The sequence below is a fragment of the Actinomadura harenae genome (assembly GCF_003696215.1).
In the GTDB taxonomy this organism is placed as follows: Bacteria; Actinomycetota; Actinomycetes; order Streptosporangiales; family Streptosporangiaceae; genus Spirillospora; species Spirillospora harenae.
The window spans coordinates 62,496-78,669 of record NZ_RFFG01000004.1 but is presented as its reverse complement, the minus strand read 5'-3'; the positions used below and the strand labels follow the sequence as shown (position 1 = coordinate 78,669).

General features: G+C 74.3%; 17 protein-coding genes. 13 read left to right on the top strand and 4 right to left on the bottom strand.

Going from position 1 to position 16,174, the window contains the following annotated elements; genetic code table 11:
• The first annotated feature begins 31 nt into the window (after nucleotides 1-31).
• Entirely contained in the window at nucleotides 32-892 is an 861-nt protein-coding gene (locus EBO15_RS03425) for a hypothetical protein (RefSeq protein WP_122192814.1), read from the top strand.
• A 413-nt stretch (nucleotides 893-1,305) separates the two neighbouring features.
• Here EBO15_RS03425 and EBO15_RS03420 read toward each other — a convergent pair whose 3' ends face one another.
• Nucleotides 1,306-1,485 carry a hypothetical protein gene (locus tag EBO15_RS03420; protein ID WP_122192813.1) on the bottom strand — a complete coding sequence of 60 codons (180 nt, stop codon included), beginning with the start codon at nucleotides 1,483-1,485 and terminating at the stop codon, nucleotides 1,306-1,308.
• 180 nt (nucleotides 1,486-1,665) lie between these two features.
• Nucleotides 1,666-1,878 carry a cold-shock protein gene (locus EBO15_RS03415; protein WP_122192812.1) on the bottom strand — a complete coding sequence of 71 codons (213 nt, stop codon included), beginning with the start codon at nucleotides 1,876-1,878 and terminating at the stop codon, nucleotides 1,666-1,668.
• A gap of 179 nt (nucleotides 1,879-2,057) precedes the next feature.
• Here EBO15_RS03415 and EBO15_RS03410 point away from each other — a divergent pair, with 179 nt between their 5' ends.
• Together EBO15_RS03410 and EBO15_RS03405 are read left to right on the top strand one after the other, a co-directional pair.
• Nucleotides 2,058-3,242, top strand: a complete 1,185-nt coding sequence (locus EBO15_RS03410; RefSeq protein WP_122192811.1) for an alpha/beta hydrolase family protein — start codon at nucleotides 2,058-2,060, stop codon at nucleotides 3,240-3,242.
• A 139-nt stretch (nucleotides 3,243-3,381) separates the two neighbouring features.
• A complete protein-coding gene (locus tag EBO15_RS03405; RefSeq protein WP_122192810.1) occupies nucleotides 3,382-4,008 on the top strand; it encodes a hypothetical protein in 627 nt (208 codons plus the stop codon).
• Here EBO15_RS03405 and EBO15_RS03400 read toward each other — a convergent pair.
• Nucleotides 4,005-4,169: a DUF3073 family protein gene (locus tag EBO15_RS03400; RefSeq protein WP_122192809.1), complete on the bottom strand. Its 165-nt coding sequence runs from the start codon at nucleotides 4,167-4,169 to the stop codon at nucleotides 4,005-4,007. The genes EBO15_RS03405 and EBO15_RS03400 overlap by 4 nt on opposite strands.
• 224 nt (nucleotides 4,170-4,393) lie before the next feature.
• On the opposite strand from EBO15_RS03400, the gene EBO15_RS03395 reads away from it, so the two are divergent.
• The 7 genes from EBO15_RS03395 (at nucleotide 4,394) to EBO15_RS45105 (ending at nucleotide 12,038) form a co-directional block, all read left to right on the top strand.
• Complete coding sequence (locus EBO15_RS03395; protein WP_122192808.1) at nucleotides 4,394-4,744, top strand: ArsR/SmtB family transcription factor; 351 nt, start codon at nucleotides 4,394-4,396, stop codon at nucleotides 4,742-4,744.
• A gap of 142 nt (nucleotides 4,745-4,886) precedes the next feature.
• Nucleotides 4,887-5,384 carry an NADH-quinone oxidoreductase subunit B family protein gene (locus EBO15_RS03390; RefSeq protein WP_122192807.1) on the top strand — a complete coding sequence of 166 codons (498 nt, stop codon included), beginning with the start codon at nucleotides 4,887-4,889 and terminating at the stop codon, nucleotides 5,382-5,384.
• Nucleotides 5,381-7,447, top strand: coding sequence for a proton-conducting transporter transmembrane domain-containing protein (locus tag EBO15_RS03385; RefSeq protein ID WP_233615903.1), 2,067 nt, complete (start codon nucleotides 5,381-5,383; stop codon nucleotides 7,445-7,447). The genes EBO15_RS03390 and EBO15_RS03385 overlap by 4 nt, the downstream gene beginning before the upstream one ends.
• Nucleotides 7,444-8,388, top strand: a complete 945-nt coding sequence (locus EBO15_RS03380) for a respiratory chain complex I subunit 1 family protein (RefSeq protein ID WP_122192806.1) — start codon at nucleotides 7,444-7,446, stop codon at nucleotides 8,386-8,388. The genes EBO15_RS03385 and EBO15_RS03380 overlap by 4 nt, the downstream gene beginning before the upstream one ends.
• A gap of 10 nt (nucleotides 8,389-8,398) precedes the next feature.
• Nucleotides 8,399-9,058 (top strand): hypothetical protein, encoded by a 660-nt coding sequence (locus EBO15_RS03375; RefSeq protein WP_122192805.1) that lies wholly within the window; start codon nucleotides 8,399-8,401, stop codon nucleotides 9,056-9,058.
• Nucleotides 9,058-10,554 (top strand): proton-conducting transporter transmembrane domain-containing protein, encoded by a 1,497-nt coding sequence (locus tag EBO15_RS45110; protein WP_199744305.1) that lies wholly within the window; start codon nucleotides 9,058-9,060, stop codon nucleotides 10,552-10,554. The genes EBO15_RS03375 and EBO15_RS45110 overlap by 1 nt, the downstream gene beginning before the upstream one ends.
• Nucleotides 10,551-12,038, top strand: a complete 1,488-nt coding sequence (locus EBO15_RS45105; protein WP_233615902.1) for a hydrogenase large subunit — start codon at nucleotides 10,551-10,553, stop codon at nucleotides 12,036-12,038. The genes EBO15_RS45110 and EBO15_RS45105 overlap by 4 nt, the downstream gene beginning before the upstream one ends.
• Nucleotides 12,039-12,058: 20 nt before the next feature.
• On the opposite strand, the gene EBO15_RS03365 is transcribed toward EBO15_RS45105, so the two are convergent.
• A complete protein-coding gene (locus EBO15_RS03365; protein ID WP_267898376.1) occupies nucleotides 12,059-12,586 on the bottom strand; it encodes an NADPH-dependent FMN reductase in 528 nt (175 codons plus the stop codon).
• 124 nt (nucleotides 12,587-12,710) lie between these two features.
• Here EBO15_RS03365 and EBO15_RS03360 point away from each other — a divergent pair, with 124 nt between their 5' ends.
• From EBO15_RS03360 to EBO15_RS03350, 3 genes are read left to right on the top strand one after another with little or no spacing between them, the layout of a single operon-like run.
• Nucleotides 12,711-13,304 (top strand): TetR/AcrR family transcriptional regulator, encoded by a 594-nt coding sequence (locus EBO15_RS03360; RefSeq protein WP_122192803.1) that lies wholly within the window; start codon nucleotides 12,711-12,713, stop codon nucleotides 13,302-13,304.
• Complete coding sequence (locus EBO15_RS03355; RefSeq protein ID WP_122192802.1) at nucleotides 13,301-14,668, top strand: MFS transporter; 1,368 nt, start codon at nucleotides 13,301-13,303, stop codon at nucleotides 14,666-14,668. The genes EBO15_RS03360 and EBO15_RS03355 overlap by 4 nt, the downstream gene beginning before the upstream one ends.
• On the top strand, nucleotides 14,658-16,121 hold the full coding sequence (locus EBO15_RS03350) for a pyridoxal phosphate-dependent decarboxylase family protein (RefSeq protein ID WP_122192801.1): 1,464 nt from the start codon (nucleotides 14,658-14,660) through the stop codon (nucleotides 16,119-16,121). Before EBO15_RS03355 ends, EBO15_RS03350 begins: the two co-directional genes overlap by 11 nt.
• Nucleotides 16,122-16,174: the final 53 nt, after the last annotated feature.

The window sequence follows — 16,174 nt, the reverse complement described above, 5'->3', positions numbered from 1 at the left end:
CGAGTCACATGGGGACGGGACGCTGCACGCCATGATCAGTAAGCGCATCACGGCGACGCTCACGGCGGCCGCCGTCGTCGTCCTCGCCGCCGTCGTCCCCGGGACGGCCTCGGCCGACACGCTCCGGCTCGGTCCCTGGAAGCCGGCGGGCAGCGTCGTCCGGCCGTCGGCCACCAGCAACCAGGGCCTGGCGTCCGTCCGCGGCAAGGGCCTGTACTTCACCGGGAACGGCACGGTGCCGGACGAGTTCCGGGCCGCGGGCTGGGGCCACATCGGCGACCCCGACTCCGCCCGCGGGTACATCTTCGACGCCTACCAGTGGACGGCCGCCGACCCCACCTCGAAGATGTTCGCCGTCACGACGCCGAGTGGCGCGCGCTACCAGTACGTCCACCCGCTGGCGCCCGGCGAGATGATGAACAACTCCTACGCCGCGGTCTCCCCGGACGGCCGGTGGATGGTCAGCGGCGAGTGGGACACGATGACCCGCCTCCTGGTCCTGCCGACGCCCATCCTGAACTCCCGGACGCCGCGCAAGGGCGGGACGCTCCCGCTCGCCGGCCAGATCAAGCTGGACCGGCCCGTCCGGGACGTCCAGGGCTGCGACTTCGTGAGCTCGACCTCGCTGGTCTGCGCGACCGACGACACCGGCACCGACCTGTTCCCGACGGGACGGCAGCTGCTGCGGATCGACCTGGCCCAGCCGCTGCACGGACGGGACGTCACGGCCCGGGTGACCTCGCTCGGCCAGGTGCCGCTGATCAGCGAGTGCGCCGGGACGTTCGAGACCGAGGGCGTCGACTACGACCGGACCACGGGCCTGCTGCGCGTCGCGGTCGTCCCGCCGAGCCCCTGCGACGTCAACACGACGATCTACAGCTTCCGGCGCTGAGCGACGGGCGGAGGCCGCCGCATCGGGGATCCGGTGCGGCGGCCTCCGCCCGCGTGCCGGTCGGTTCAGGCGGAGGCGCCGGACGCCGGTGCGGTTCGTTCCCGCGAACAGCCGGCGTCCGTCACCGCTGGTGACGGGCGAGGACGTGCCGGGGCTCGGCAGCCCGGCGCTGATGTCACGCCAGGTCACGCCCCGGTCGTCACCGCGCCACACGCCCTGGCGTCCGCCGCCGGTGCTCACGCCGATCGTGTCGAGGCCCTCGGTGACGACGGTCCGCCCGGACACCGCGAGCTGGAGCGGTCCGTCCTGGGTGTCGTGGCGGAGCGTCTTCCAGGTGGCGCCCCGGTCGGTGCTGCGCATCAGCCGACCCTCGTGCGCGCCGAAGCCCGACCCCTTCACGACCAGCAGGTACATCAGCCGTGAGTCGGCGGGGCCGACGACGAAGGCGGCGCGGACGCGTTCGCCCGGGGAACGGTGTCACGCGGCTTCCAGTCGAGGGCCGCGCCTGCGGCCAGGGCGGTGGCCAGGGCGGTGGTCCGCGACCCGAGCCGGGTTCCACGGGAGTGGCCGGGCACGATGACGTTCCGTCTCACGCGATGGTCTCCTTCGAGGGGATGATCATCAACGTCACCGAGCCTGATCGACTGCTCCCGGGTAGGGGAGACCGATCACAGCGGAGTCCCTGGAACCCGAATGTCACCCCGAGTCGGACCTCCGGCCCCGCCTCCCCGGACCGGCGCGCGGACGGAGCGCGCACCCGGGGCGGCGCGCCGCTACCCCTCGATCCGGACCCGGTCCGCCTGCATCCCCTTCGGCCCCTGGACGGCCTCGAAGGTCACGTGCTGACCCTCTTTCAGGCTCTTGAAGCCCTCCGTCTCGATCGCGCGGAAGTGCACGAACAGATCTTCTCCGGACTCCGGGCTGATGAAGCCGTAGCCCTTGTCGTCGTTGAACCACTTCACGGTGCCGCTCTGGCGTTCGGCCATGACAACTCCTGCTCTTCACTCGGCCTGTTGGCCCAGCGATCATCTCACGCAGAGCGCCGGGGTCAACACTGATCGTGACGGCGTTGCGTGGACGGCCACCTCACCCCCACTCCCGCCGGGCGGACGAGGCCGGCATTGACAACCGCGCGACAACACTACTTAACTATATATCTATGAATATGGATAAAGTCTCCCCGTTCCGGGCCCGCGCGCCGCGGCTGGCCGCCGCCGTGACGGGCCTCGCCCTGGCCGCGACGGCGTGCGGCGGCTCGCCGGCGCCGAACGCGGCGTCCACGCGGAACGTCCGTCCCGCGGCCGCGCAGTCGCCGACCCCGGCGCTCCCCCGTCCGACCGGCCCGCACGCCGTCGGCCGCGACACCCTGAACCTCGTGGACGACCACCGCCGCGACCCGTGGGTGCCGTCGGCCGGTCCGCGGCGGCTGATGGTCTCGATGTACTACCCGGCCCGTCCCGGGACCGGCGGGGACGCGCCCTACATGACCACCGAGGAGGCCCGCCTGTTCTTGCAGGTCAAGGCGCCCGGCTCGCCCTACCCGCCCGACGCGCTCGCCAGGACGCGCACGTGGGCGCACACCGGCGCCCGCCCGGAGGACGGCCGGTACCCGCTCGTGGTGCTCTCCCCCGGGCTGACCCTCCCGCGCGCCACCCTCACCGGCCTCGCCGAAGACCTGGCCAGCCGCGGCTACGTGATCGCGCTCGTCGACCACACCTACGAGTCCTCCGGCGTGACCCTCACCGACGGACGCACCTTGGCCTGCGTCATCTGCGACAAGCCCCCCGCGGGCGGCACCCCGGCCATCGCCCGCAGCCGCGCCAAGGACGTCTCGTTCGTCCTCGACCGGCTGACCGCCCGCAGCCCGGCGTGGCCGAACTCCGGCATGATCGACCCGGACCGGATCGGCATGGCCGGGCACTCCATCGGCGGCAACGCCGCCGCCACGACCATGGCCGCCGACCACCGCGTCCGGGCCGGGGTGAACATGGACGGCACCTTCTTCGAGCGCCTCTCGCCCAACGGCCTGAACCACCGCCCCTTCCTGATGTTCGGTGCCGCGCACGCGGCGCCCGGCGGAGACAAGACCTGGACGCAGGCGTGGAGGAGGCTCAACGGCTGGAAGCGCTGGCTGACGGTCGCCGACTCCGACCACGGCACCTTCACCGACATGGCCGTCCTGAACGCGTGGGCGGGCAGGCCCGGCCCGGGGATCTCCCCCGAACGCGCGGAGGCGGTCACCCGCACCTACGTCGGCGCGTTCTTCGACCGGAGCCTCAAGGGAACCGCCCAGCCCGTCCTCGACGGACCCACTCCCGGAAACCCGGAAATCACCTTCCACAACCCCTGACACACGCGGAAATCGCCACGATCTGTCGCACCTGGTGAGTCCGAGTGGTAGATCATTTGGCGTGGATGGGGTGCCGTCGGGCGTTCCGGGGAGGGCGGTTGTGGCTGAGGTTCGAAGGCTTTCAGGGTGGCGGCCGGCCGTGTCGGTGGTCGGGTTCCTGGTGGTCGGGGCCGCGTTCGGAGCGGCGACGTCGCTGCTCAACGCGTGGTCCGGGCACTATGCCGACCTGAGCAGCCGCGAGGCGACGATCAGCGGGGCGTCGCCCCTGGAGGTCGCCAGCACACTGCTGGACTCGGGATGGGCCTGGGCGGGGATGGCGGTCGGCGTGGGGTGGTTGTTCACCCGCGCCGACCGCGCGCCGGGCGTGGAACTGGCGGTGGGGGCCGCCGCCGGCGCACTGGCCCTGTTCGCCGCCACGGCCGCGTACGGCGCCGTCGACGCGGTCCGTGAGGGCGGAGCGTCCGACTGGCTTCTGGCCCAGTCGGTGGTGTGGTGGGTGGCCAGCTTCGTGTTCGGGGCTCCCCTGGGCGCCGTGGGCGCGTGCGCCAAGCGGCCCACGGCGGTCGGGCTCCTCGCGCGGCTGACCGTCCCGGCCGGGGCCGCCGCGCAGATGCTGGTCCTCCCGCCCGGACGCAACGAGCGGATCACCCAGATCGGGCAGGCGGTCGTGGGGACGGCGGCCGTGGCCGCCGCCGCGCTGGCCGTGGGGTTCTTCCTCGTCACCAGGCGGCGGAGCACCGGCGCGCCCGGCGCGGGCGCCCGTTAGGACGGGCGCCGCTCCGGGCGGTCCTCGGTGTCGTCGCGGGGGGCCGGGCCGGTGGTGGCGCCCAGCTCCCGGCGGAGCCGTTCGAGGTCGGTCATGTCATGGTCGTACTTCAACTTGCGCGCGACCTTGGCCTGCATGGCCTTCGCTCGGCCCCGTCCCATCCGTCCCGCCCTCCCGGCGCCCTGTCCGGCGCCGACACCTCCGATGCAAGTTGCCAGTATAGGCAATTGCACATTCCGGCAACTGCGTGGCCGGGCCGCGCGGTCGCGGCCGGACTCAGGGTGATCGGCGGCTTGCTAATCTCGCGAGCTGAGGCTTCGTGGTGGAGGACACGTGATCGGTATGGGGGCGACGTGATGGGCCGGACGCTGAAGGGCCGGACGCTGTGAGCGCGCCGCTGTACCAGCTGAAGGCGGAGTTCTTCAAGACGCTCGGCCACCCCGCGCGGATCCGGGTGCTGGAGCTGCTCAGCGAGCGCGACCACGCGGTGGCGGAGATGCTGCCGGTGGTCGGCATCGAGCCCGCGCACCTGTCCCAGCAGCTGGCCGTGCTGCGGCGGGCCGGGCTGGTGGCGTCCCGCAAGGAGGGCGCGACGGTGATCTACTCGCTGACCAGCCCGCGGATCGCCGAGCTGCTGGCGGTCGCGCGGGGGATCCTGACCGGCGTCCTCGCCGAGCAGGTCGGACTGCTGGACGATCTACGCGCGTCGGGAGGCGGGCGCTCCGGCGCGTCCTGACGACCGGAAGGGCGTCCTGACGACCGGGGACGGCGTCCGGACGCGCGGGCGCTGTCATGCCGAGCAGTTGCTAAAGTTTGCAATTGCGCACATCTGCATCTAGTGTGCGTCCGCATCAGAGGACACACCTTCCGAGGACGCCGTGAGAGAGCTGCTGCGCAAGATCCGCGCGACCGGCCGGGTGGCCGAGCCCCCGCCGGAGCGGCCACGGGACGAGACACCGGCCGAGGTCCTGGACAAGGCCCGTGAGCTGGGCGGATCCGTCCAGATCCGGCATGTGGACGCCGGGTCCTGCAACGGCTGCGAGATCGAGATCGCCTCGGCGTTCGGTCCGGTCTACGACGCCGAGCGCTACGGCGCGCGGCTGGTCGCCTCGCCCCGGCACGCCGACGCGCTCGTGGTGACCGGGCCGGTCACCCGCAACATGCGGATGGCGCTGCGCCGCACCTACGAGGCCGTCCCGGAGCCGCGGCTGGTCGTCGCGCTCGGCGACTGCGCGCGCAACTGCGGCGTGTTCGCGGAGGCGTACGGGGTCGAGGGCGCGGTGTCGGACGTCGTCCCGGTGGACGTCGAGGTGGCGGGCTGCCCGCCCGCGCCCGAGGCGATCGTGGCGGCGCTGCGCGGGCTCACCGGCCGGTGAGCGGAGCATCCGCCCTGGCCTCCGGGGGATCCGCCCTGGTCTCTGGGGGAAGCGTCACCGGTGTCGCGTTCGCGGTCGCCATGGGAGCGGGGCTGGCCGGGGCGGTCGCGGGGACGTGGCTGCCGCGGCGGGTCCGTCCGCTGGGTGCGGGCGTGGGCACGGCCGTGTCGGGCGCGGCCGGCGCGGTCGCGGGCGTCGCGGCGGTCGCGGGGCATCCCTGGTCGGCGTGGCTGCCGGACGTGCTGCCGCTCGCCGGGGCACGGCTGACCGTGGACGCGCTCGGAGGGCTGTTCATCGCCGTCACCGGTGTCGTCGGCGTGTGCGCCGGGGTCTACGGGATCGCGTACTGCCGTCCGCACCGGTCGCACGCGCTGGACGGACGCGCCGTCCAGGCGGTGACGCCGCTGTTCCTCGCGGCGATGCTGCTGGTGCCCGCCGCCGCGAGCGTGAGCACGTTCCTGCTGGCGTGGGAGCTGATGGCGGTCGGCTCGCTGGTGCTGGTCCTGGCCGAGCACCGGCATCGGGCGAGCGTCCGGGAGGCCGGTCTCTGGTACGCGGTGATGACGCAGCTCGGGTTCGTCGTGCTGCTCGGCGGGCTGGCCGGGTTCGCGGCGGCGGCGCACGGCGAGTCGTTCGCGCGGCTGCGGGAGGCGGGAGGGGCGCTGTCGCCGGGCGTGCGGGCGGCCGTGTTCGCCGCCGTGTTCGCGGGGTGCGCGTCGAAGGCGGGCGTCGTCCCGTTGCACGTGTGGCTGCCGCGCGCGCATCCCGAGGCGCCCGCGCACGTGTCGGCGCTGATGAGCGCCGCGATGGTGAACCTCGGCGTGTACGGGATCGTCCGGGTGGGGTTCGACCTGCTGGGCGGCGGCCCGGCGTGGTGGTGGCTGATGGTCCTGGCGGCGGGCGCGGGGTCGGCGCTGTACGGCATCCTCCAGGCGACCGTGGCGACCGATCTCAAGCGGCTGCTGGCCTATTCGACCTGCGAGAACATGGGGCTCGTCCTGATCGGGGTCGGGGCGGCGGGGCTGCTCGGGCACGCGGGGGCGAGGACGCTGGCGGCGCTGGCGATGACCGCCGCGCTGCTGCACCTGGTGAACCACTCGGCGTTCAAGACGGTGCTGTTCCTGGCCGCCGGGTCGGTGGTGCGGGCGGCGGGCACCGGGGACCTGGACGCTTTGGGCGGGCTGCGTTCGCGGATGCCGGTCACGACCGTCCTGTTCGGGCTGGGCGCGCTGGGGGCGTCCGCGCTGCCGCTCGGCAACGGGTTCGTCAGCGAGTGGCTGCTGCTCCAGGGGCTGGTCAAGGCGCTGGGCTCGGGCGGGACGGCCGTGGCGGTCACGATGCCGGTGGCCGTCGCGGTCGTGGCGCTGACCGCCGGGCTGGCCGTCGCGACGTTCGTGAAGGCGTTCGGCGTCGGGTTCCTCGCGCGGGCGCGGAGCGTGAAGGCGGAGCGGGCCGAGGAGAGTCCGCCCGCGATGCTCGCCGGGACGGCGCTCGCGGCGGCCGCCTGCGTGGTGCTCGCGCTCGGGCCGGTGGCGGTGCTGCCGGGGATCGCCGGGGCCGTCCGCGTGATGCTGCCGGGGCCGGACGCGGTGACCGGGCCGGTGACGCTGCGGCTGCACGGGGTCGCGAGCACGCTCTCGCCGCTGTGGATCGCGGTCGCGCTGGTCGTGGTCCTGGCCGTCCTGCGGATGACCGTGACGCGGCGGGCGCGGCGCCGGGCCCGGCTCTGGGACTGCGGCATGGGGCCGCTGTCGCCGCGCATGGAGTACACGGCGACGTCGTTCGCCGAGCCGTTGCAGCGGGTCTTCGACAACGTCCTCGCGCCGGAGACCGACCTGCGCGTCACCCCGTTGGAGGAGTCGTCCTACCTGGTGGAGAGCGTGACCTACCGGGCGCGGCTCGGTGACCGGATCGAGCACCGGCTGTACCGGCCGGTGATCGCGGCGGCGGGGTGGTTCGGGGACGTCGCGCGCGGGCTGGGGAACGGCAGCGTGCACCGCTATCTGGGGTACGGCTTCTGCGCCTTCACCGGCGTCCTGATCGTGCTGGCGGTGACCCGGTGACGCCGGCCGGAACCGTCGGGGCGGCGGCGCAGGTGCTGCTGGTCGGCGCGGGCTCGCCGCTGCTGGTCGGCGTGATGCGGCAGGTGCGCGCCCGGATGGAGGGACGCGCGGGCGCGGGCGTCTGGCAACCATGGCGTGACCTGCGGAAACTGCTGCGCAAGGAGGCCATCGCACCGGACGGGACCGGGCCGTTGTTCCGGCTCGCGCCGCTCGTCCTCGCCGGGACGGCGCTGGTCGTCGCGGCCGTCGTGCCGATCGCGACGACGGCGTCCCCGCTGGACGGATCGGCGGACCTGTTCGCGGTCACGGCGCTGCTGGCGCTCGGCACGGTCGCGCTCGCGCTCGGCGGCCTGGACACCGCGACCGCGTTCGGCGGGATGGGCGCGAGCCGGGAGATGGTCGTCCTCGCCCTGGTGGAGCCGACGATCCTGATGTCGGTGTTCGCGCTGTCGGCGCGGGTCGGGTCCACCGACCTCGGCGCGATCGTGACGTCCACGCTGCACCGTCCGGAGCTGGTGGCCTCGCCCGCGAGCCTGCTGGCGGCGGTCGCGCTCGCGGTCGTCGTCATCGCCGAGACCGGGCGGCTCCCGGTGGACAACCCGTCCACGCACCTGGAGCTGACGATGATCCACGAGGCGATGGTGCTGGAGTACGCGGGTCCTGATCTGGCGCTGGTCGAGTGGGCGTCGGCGATGCGGCTGACCGTCCTGCTGGGGCTGTTCGCCAACCTGTTCGCGCCGTGGGGCATCGCGGGGGCGTCGCTGGTGATGCTGCCGGTCGCGGTCGTGGTGTTCACGGTGAAGGTGGCGCTGCTCGGCGGCGCGCTCGCCGCCGGTGAGGTGTTCATGGCCAAGCTGCGGATGTTCCGCGTCCCGGAGCTGCTGGCCGGTTCGTTCGTCCTGGCGGTGCTCGCCGTCGCCGCGTCCTTCTTCCTGGTCTGAGGTGGGGGCGATGACCGGCACCTTCTACGTCCAGTCGCTGGACCTGGCCTGCGGGGCGCTCGTCCTCGCGGCCGTGCTCGTGCTGTGGCGGCGCGACCTGCGGGCGATCGTCCGGCTGTTCGCGGCGCAGGGCGTCGCGCTCGCCGCGCTGGTCGCGGTGCTCGGCGTCCACGCGCACGACGCGGGCCTGGTGGCGGTGGCCGCCGGGGTCGGCGTCCTGCGCGGTCTGCTGCTCCCGCTGCTGCTGCGCCGCGCGATGCGGGCGGGGGGCGCGGGCCGCGAGACCGAGCCGCTGGTGAACGTGGCCGCCTCGCTGGTGGTGGCGGCGCTGCTGGCGCTGCTCGCCTACGCGGTGACCCGCCCGGTCGTGGCGCTCGAGCCGTCGCCCGCGACGCACGCCGCGCCGGTCGCGGTGACCGTGGTGCTCATCGGGTTCTTCGTCCTGGTGACGCGCCGCCGCGCGCTGGCGCAGGTGGTCGGGTTCCTGCTGGTGGACAACGGGATCACCGCGCTGGCCTTCCTCACGACCTCGGGCGTGCCGCTGGCGGTGGAGCTCGGGGTGTCCCTGGACGTCCTGCTCGCGGTGCTGGTGCTGCGGGTGCTGACCACGCGGATGCACACCGCGTTCGGCGGCACCGACCTCGACGACCTGCGGGAGCTGCGCGACTGATGACCGTTCTGCTGCTGGTTCCGCCCGTCCTGCCGCTGCTCGCCGCCGGGCTGCACGCCGTGTTCGGATGGCGGCGCGGCCTGGCGTGGCTGGGCGTCCCGGCGGCGGCCGGGCTGCTGGGCGCGGGGATCGCGCTGGCCGTTCTCGTCTCGTCCCGTCCGCGCACCGGTCTGGGCGGGTTCCTGCGGGCGGACGCCCTGAGCGCCTACATGCTGATCGTGATCGGCGCGGTGGCGTTGCTGGCGTCCCTGGCCGCGCCGTCCTACCTGGCCGCCGAGAAGGCGGCCGGGCACGCCACGGACGCCGACCTTCGGCGGTACGGGGTGCTGAGCCAGGCGTTCGTCGCGGCGATGGCGCTGGCCGTGCTGGCCGCGAGCCTGGGCGTCCTGTGGGTCGCGGTCGAGGCCACGACGATCCTGACGGCGTTCCTCGTCGGGTTCCGCCGGACGCGCAACGCGACCGAGGCGGCGTGGAAGTACGTCGTGATCTGCTCGGCCGGGATCGCCCTGGCGTTCCTCGGGGTCGTGCTGCTGCACTTCGCCGCGCGGCACGCGCACGTCCCCGCGTCCGGCGCGCTGGACTGGGCGCCCCTGGTCCAGCACGCGCGCGCCCTGGACGCGGGGGTGACGCGCATCGCCGTCGCGCTGCTGGTCCTCGGGTTCGGGACCAAGGCCGGGCTCGCGCCGATGCACGCCTGGCTCCCGGACGCGCACAGCCAGGCCCCCGCGCCCGTGTCGGCGCTGATGTCCGGGGTGCTGCTGTCGGTCGCGTTCTACGCGGTGCTGCGCGTCCGGGTCATCGCGGACGCGGCGCTCGGCGCCGGCTTCACCCGGACGCTGCTGCTGATCGTCGCGCTGGCCTCGCTGGCCGTCGCCGCCTCGCTGCTGCTGGCCCAGCGCGACTACAAGCGGCTGCTCGCCTACTCCAGCATCGAGCACATGGGGCTGCTCGCCCTCGGCACGGCGATCGGGACGCCGCTGGCCCTGACCGCCGTGCTGCTGCACGTCCTCGGGCACGGGCTGGCCAAGTCCGTCGCGTTCCTGGCGTCGGGGTTCGTGCACCAGGCGGTCGGGAGCAGCCGGATCGAGGACGTCCGCGGGCTGCTCGCGCGCGGCCCCCTCGTCGCCGGTTGCCTCGCCGCGGGGCTGCTCGCGCTGCTCGGGTTCCCGCCGTTCAGCCTGTTCGCCAGCGAGCTGGGCATCGTCCGCGCCGGGTTCGACGCGGGCCTCGGCTGGGCGGTCGGCATCGCGCTCGCGCTGCTGGCCGTCGTCCTCGCGGGGATCGGCGCCCGGACGAGCCTGATGCTGCTCGGCACGCCGTCCGGACGGCCCGGGCCGGGGGCCGCGACGTTCCCGGCGGCTCCGATCCGTCCGGCCGTGCCCGCCGCCCTGGCCCTGCTGCTGGGGCTCGCCGCCTGCGCGGCGCTGGGCGTCACCGCCTGGCCGCTGCACTCCCTCCTGCACCACGCCACCGCCGTTCTAGAAGGCCGTCCTTGAACGTCACCGCCACCGAGGTCACCCCCGCCGAGCTGCCCGGACGCGCCGCAGCGCTCCTGGACTCCGGCCACCGGCTCGCCCTGGCCGCCGCGCACGAGGACCCGGACGGGTCGCTGCGCGTGGTGTACCTGTTCACCGCCGCCTCCCCCGAGCGCCGGGCCGAGCTGCGCGTCCGGCTCGACCCGTCCGACCCGGTGGTGCCGAGCCTGGCGCATCTGAGCTTCCCGGCCGGACGCTTCGAACGCGAGATGCACGACCTGTACGGGATCGTCCCGGCGGACCATCCGCTGCCGCACCGGCTCGTCCGGCACCACCACTGGCCGCGCGGCTGGTACCCGATGCGCGCCGACGCCGGACCGCCCCCGGAGTTCGGCGACCCCGAGGGCCCCTACCCGTTCGTGCAGGTGGAGGGGCCGGGCGTCTACGAGATCCCGGTCGGGCCGGTGCACGCCGGGATGATCGAGCCCGGCCACTTCCGGTTCTCGGTCGTCGGCGAGAGCATCCTGAAGCTGAAGGCGCGGCTCTGGTTCGTCCACAAGGGCCTGGAGAAGCTGTTCGAGGGCCGCCTCCCGGCCGACGCGCTGCCGCTCGCCGAACGCGTCAGCGGGGACACCGCCGTCGGGCACGCCCTCGCGTTCTGCCTGGCCGTCGAGGACGCGACGGGTGTCGAGGTCTCCCCCGGCGCCCAGCGCGCGCGGGCCCTCCTGCTCGAACTCGAACGCCTCTACAACCACGTCACCGACCTCGGCGCGCTCTGCAACGACGTCGGCCACTCGATCCTGAACGCCCAGTTCGGCCGCGTCCGCGAGCGGCTCCTCCGGCTGAACGCCGCGACCACCGGGCACCGGCTGCTGCGCGGCGGCGTCGTCCCGGGCGGATCGGTGCTGCTCGCCGTCCCCGATCCGGAGCGGTTGAAGGGGCTGGCCGACGACATCGGCGAACTGGTCGGCCTGGCCCTCGGCCACACCGTCGTCCTCGACCGCTTCACCGGGACCGCGCCGCTCTCCCTGGACGCGGCCCGCGACCTCGGCGTCCTCGGGTACGTCGCCCGCGCGAGCGGTCTCGACGTCGACGCCCGGCGCGACCATCCGCTCACCGACCTGCGTCCGGCGCTGACCGTCCCGACGCGGGCGTCCGGCGACGTCCTGGCCCGGTTCGAGATCCGGGCCGAGGAGATCGCCGCGTCCATCGCCCTGGTGACCGACCTCGCCTACGGCATGTCGCCCGGCCTGACCAGCTACTGGCCGCCGCTGTCCGCGCCGGGCGAGCGCGCGTCCGGGGTCGGGATCGTCGAGGGGTGGCGCGGCACGATCGTCCACCGCGTCGAACTCACCGCGGACGGCACGCTCGCGCGCGTGAAGATCGTCGACCCGTCCTTCTTCAACTGGCCCGCCCTGCCGGTGGCCCTCACCGGCGCGATCGTTCCCGACTTCCCCCTGGTCAACAAGAGCTTCAACCTGTCCTACGCCGGCAACGACCTGTGACCGGCGGCCGCTGAGCGGCGTCAGCCGCCGACCGCGTCCAGGAGCCGGGTGATCGTCTCGGCCAGCCGGGCCCGGACGCCGGGGTCGGTGATGACGCCCGCCTCGTCCACCTGCGCCCGGTCGACGGGGAGGTGGACGCACGCCTCGTCCACGATCGCCGCGCCGGTGTAGCCGAGGACGGTGCGCAGCGTGGCCGCGGCGCCGCCGCCCCGGCCGGGGGCCGCCGCGGTCACCCAGGCGGACGGCTTGTCGCCGATCTCGGTGCCGCCCACGGTCCAGTCGAGCAGGTTCTTGAACGAGCCGGGCAGGGTGCCCGCGTACTCGGGGGTGCAGATCAGCAGGGCGTCCGCCTCGGCGATCGCCGCGCGCAGCCCGGTCACCGGCGCGGGGAGCGGGTCGGTGTCGTCGTCGGGGTTGAAGTGGGGCAGGTCGGCCAGGCCGGTGTAGCGCACCGCGCGGACGCCGGGCGGGGCCACCTCCCGGGCCGTCCTCAGCATGACCTCATTGGACGAACCGGCACGCAGGCTGCCGCTCAGAAGCAAGATCACAGACTCTGTCACCGCTTCAACGTAACGCCCTGCGGCCGGTTCCGAATGCCCCGCCTCCTCCGCGGCGAACGGGCCTCCATCAAGTGATTGACGGAGAGGCGTGAGGAGTTCTAGGTTGGGCGCCATGAGCGTCGACTCCGCACGTGAGCGGATCCTCGATGTCGCGACCGGGCTCTTCGCCGAGCTGGGCTTCGACGGGACGTCCACGCGCCTGATCGCCGAGGCGTGCGGGCTGAACATCGCCACGGTCGCCTACCACGTCGGGAACAAGCGGGACCTGTATCTGACCGTCATGGAGCGGGCGCACCAGCGCGAGCGCGCCGCCCTCGAGGAGGCCACGGCCGGCCTCACCCCGGACGTCGAGGGGGTGATGCACCTGCTCGACCGCTACGTCGACTTCTGCGCCGCCAACCCCGACATCCCCGCGCTGTGGATGCACCGGTGGCTCTCCGACGCGGCGGACGTGGCGCACCTGGAGAACGCCTACGTCCAGCCCCTGATGGAGATGGTCGGGGACGTCGTCGGGAAGGTCGCCGGGGACGACGTCGACGTCGAGTACCTGGTGTGGAGCGTCATCTGGTGCACCCACGGGTTCGCGCAAGGCGGCGTGCTGCGCGGCGACGGGGAGCGGCACCGCATGGACGACCCGAGCGCCCTGATCCGCTTCCGCGCCCACATGCGCCGCATGGTGACCACCACCCTCGGCGTCTCACCATGAGCCCGCCTCCGGCGACACAGGACACCCCGCTGTCCCGGCGGCGGCTGCTCGGGTACGGGATCGGCTCGGTCGGGACGGGCGTGTTCTCCGCCGTCCCCGGCCTGCTGCTCCTGTACTACCTGACCGACGTCATGGGCGTCGCGGCGGGCGTCGCGGGCGCGGTCCTGGTGATCCCCAAGGCGTGGGACGTCGTGCTCAACCCGATCATCGGGGCGGCCAGCGACCGGGAGGCCGTCCGCACCGGGCGGCGCACGCGGCTGCTGCTCGCCGGGGCGGTGACCCTGCCGGTGCTGTTCGCCGCGATGTTCGCCGCGCCCGTGGACACGCCGGGGTTCGCCGCGATCTGGTCGGGGCTGGCGTTCCTGCTGGCGGCCAGCGCCTTCGCCTGCTTCCAGGTGCCGTACGTCGCGCTGCCCGCCGAGATCTCCGACGAGCCCGCCGAACGCGGGCGCGCGATGGCCTGGCGGATCGTCTGCCTCACGGCCGGGATCCTGCTGGCGGGCGGCGCCGCCCCCGCCCTGTCGGACGCCGCCGGAGGCGGGCGCGGCGGGCACGCCGTCATGGGCGTGGCCGTCGGGCTGCTCATGGGCGCGGCGATGGTGGCCAGCACGCTCGCCACCCGCTGGATCCCGGCGCGTCCGGGGCCGCGTCCGCTCGGGCTGGCCGCCGCGCTGCGCGCCGCCCGGGGCAACCGCCCGTTCTTCGCGCTGCTCGGCGCCTACGCGGCCCAGTCGCTCGCGATCGCGGTGATGCTGGCCGGGGCGCCCTACGTCGCGGTGTACCGGCTGGACGACCACGGACTGACCTCCGTGATGTTCGTGTGCATGGTCGGCCCGAGCGCGCTGGCCGTCCCGCTGTGGCGGCGGCTCGCCGGGAAGTACGGCCATGTCGGCTGCTACGTCACCGCGGTCGTGCTGTTCGCCGTGGCGGACGTGGCGCTGCTGCCCGCCGTCACGACCGGGACGACGGCCGCCGTGCTCGCGCTGACCGCGCTGGTCGGCGTCTGCTACGCGGCGCTGCAACTGCTGCCGCTGTCGCTGCTGCCCGAGACCGTCCACGCCGACGCCGGACGGACCGGGCAGGCGCAGCCGGGCGCGTTCACCGGCATCTGGACGGCCGCCGAGACCGGCGCGATGGCCCTCGGGCCGGGCGTGTTCGCGCTGATCCTCGCGGTGACGTCGTTCCACTCGTCCGACCTCGACTCGCCCGTCCGGCAGCCGGACTCGGCGCTGACCGGGCTGACCGCCGGGTACACGCTGATCCCGGCCGTGCTCCTGCTGCTGAGCGTCCCGCTGCTGCTGGCCTACCGCGGGCTGGCCGCCGCACACCGATCCACCGGAGAGCCGCAACCCCATGCCGTCTGAAACCGCACCGTCCGAAACCGCCCTGCCCGAGAGCGGCCGGCCGGCCGCCGAGGTCCTCGCCGAGCTCGCGCGCCTGCGCGAGGGGGACCTGCCCGTCCGCGGCGGCAAGGTCACCGCCTACGTCTACGACACCGGACGCGACGCCGTGCACGACCTCGCCGCCACCGCGCACCGGGAGCTGCTCGAGGTCAACTGCCTGGACCCGACCGCGTTCCCCAGCATCGTCGCGCTCGAGCGGGCGGTCGTCGCGGCGGTCGCCGGGCGGCTCGGCGGGGACGCCTCGACGCCCGGCGTGTTCACCAGCGGCGGCACCGAGTCGATCATGCTGGCGGTGAAGGCCGCCCGGGACGCCCGCCCGGTCGAGGGGCGGGCGCAGATCGTCGTGCCGTCGACCGCGCACCCGGCGTTCCGGAAGGCCGCGCACTACCTCGGCGTGGAGGCCGTGACCGTCCCGGTCGACCCGGAGACCTTCCGCGCCGACCCCGGGGCGATGCGCGCCGCGCTCACCGCGCGGACCGTCCTCGTCGTGTGCTCCGCGCCGTCCTACCCGCAGGGCGTGCTGGACCCGGTCGGGGAGATCGCGGCGCTCGCCGCCGCCGCGGGCGTGCCCTGCCACGTGGACGCGTGCGTCGGCGGCTGGGCCCTGCCGTGGCTGCGGGACCTCGGACGCGACGTCCCGCCGTTCGACCTGTCCGTGCCGGGCGTCACCTCGCTCTCCTGCGACCTGCACAAGTACGGGTACGCGCCGAAGGGCGCCTCGGTCGTGCTGTTCGCGGACGAGGCGCTGCGCCGCCGCGCCTACTACGCGTCCGCCGAATGGCCGGGGTACACGGTCATCAACTCGACCGTGCAGAGCAGCCGGAGCGCGGGCCCGCTCGCCGCCGCCTGGGCGACGCTGCGCGCGCTCGGTGCGGACGGCTACCGCGAGCTGGCCGCGTCCGCGATGGGGGCGGCCGACCGGCTGCGCGCGGGCGTGGCGGAGATCCCCGGCCTGCGCGTCCTCGGCGACCCGGCGGTGCCGCTCGTCGCGGTGACGTCCGACGACCCGGCGCTGGACGTCTTCGTCGTCGCCGACGAGGCCCGCACGCGCGGCTGGTTCTTCCAGCCGCAGCTCTCCTACCAGGGCATCCCGGCGAACCTGCACTTCACGCTGACCGGTGTCACCGACGTCGAGGCGCTGCTGGCGGCCCTCGCCGAGGCCGTGGAGGCCGCCCGCGAGGCGGGTCCGCCCGACGTGCCGTCCGACCTGGTCGACGCCCTGGCCTCCCTCGACCTGGACGGCATGACCGACGCGGACTTCGCGGGGTTGCTCGAGGCCGTCGGCGTCCGGCTGGACGGCGACGCCGAACCGGAGATGGCGTTCGTCAACACCGTCCTGGACGCCCTTCCGCCCGCCACGCGCGAGGGCCTGCTGGTCCGCTTCCTGTCCGTTCTGTACTCCGACGCCCTCTGACCAGGGACGACAGCCACCCCCACCCCTCACTCTCGATAATCGCCCTGCTACCG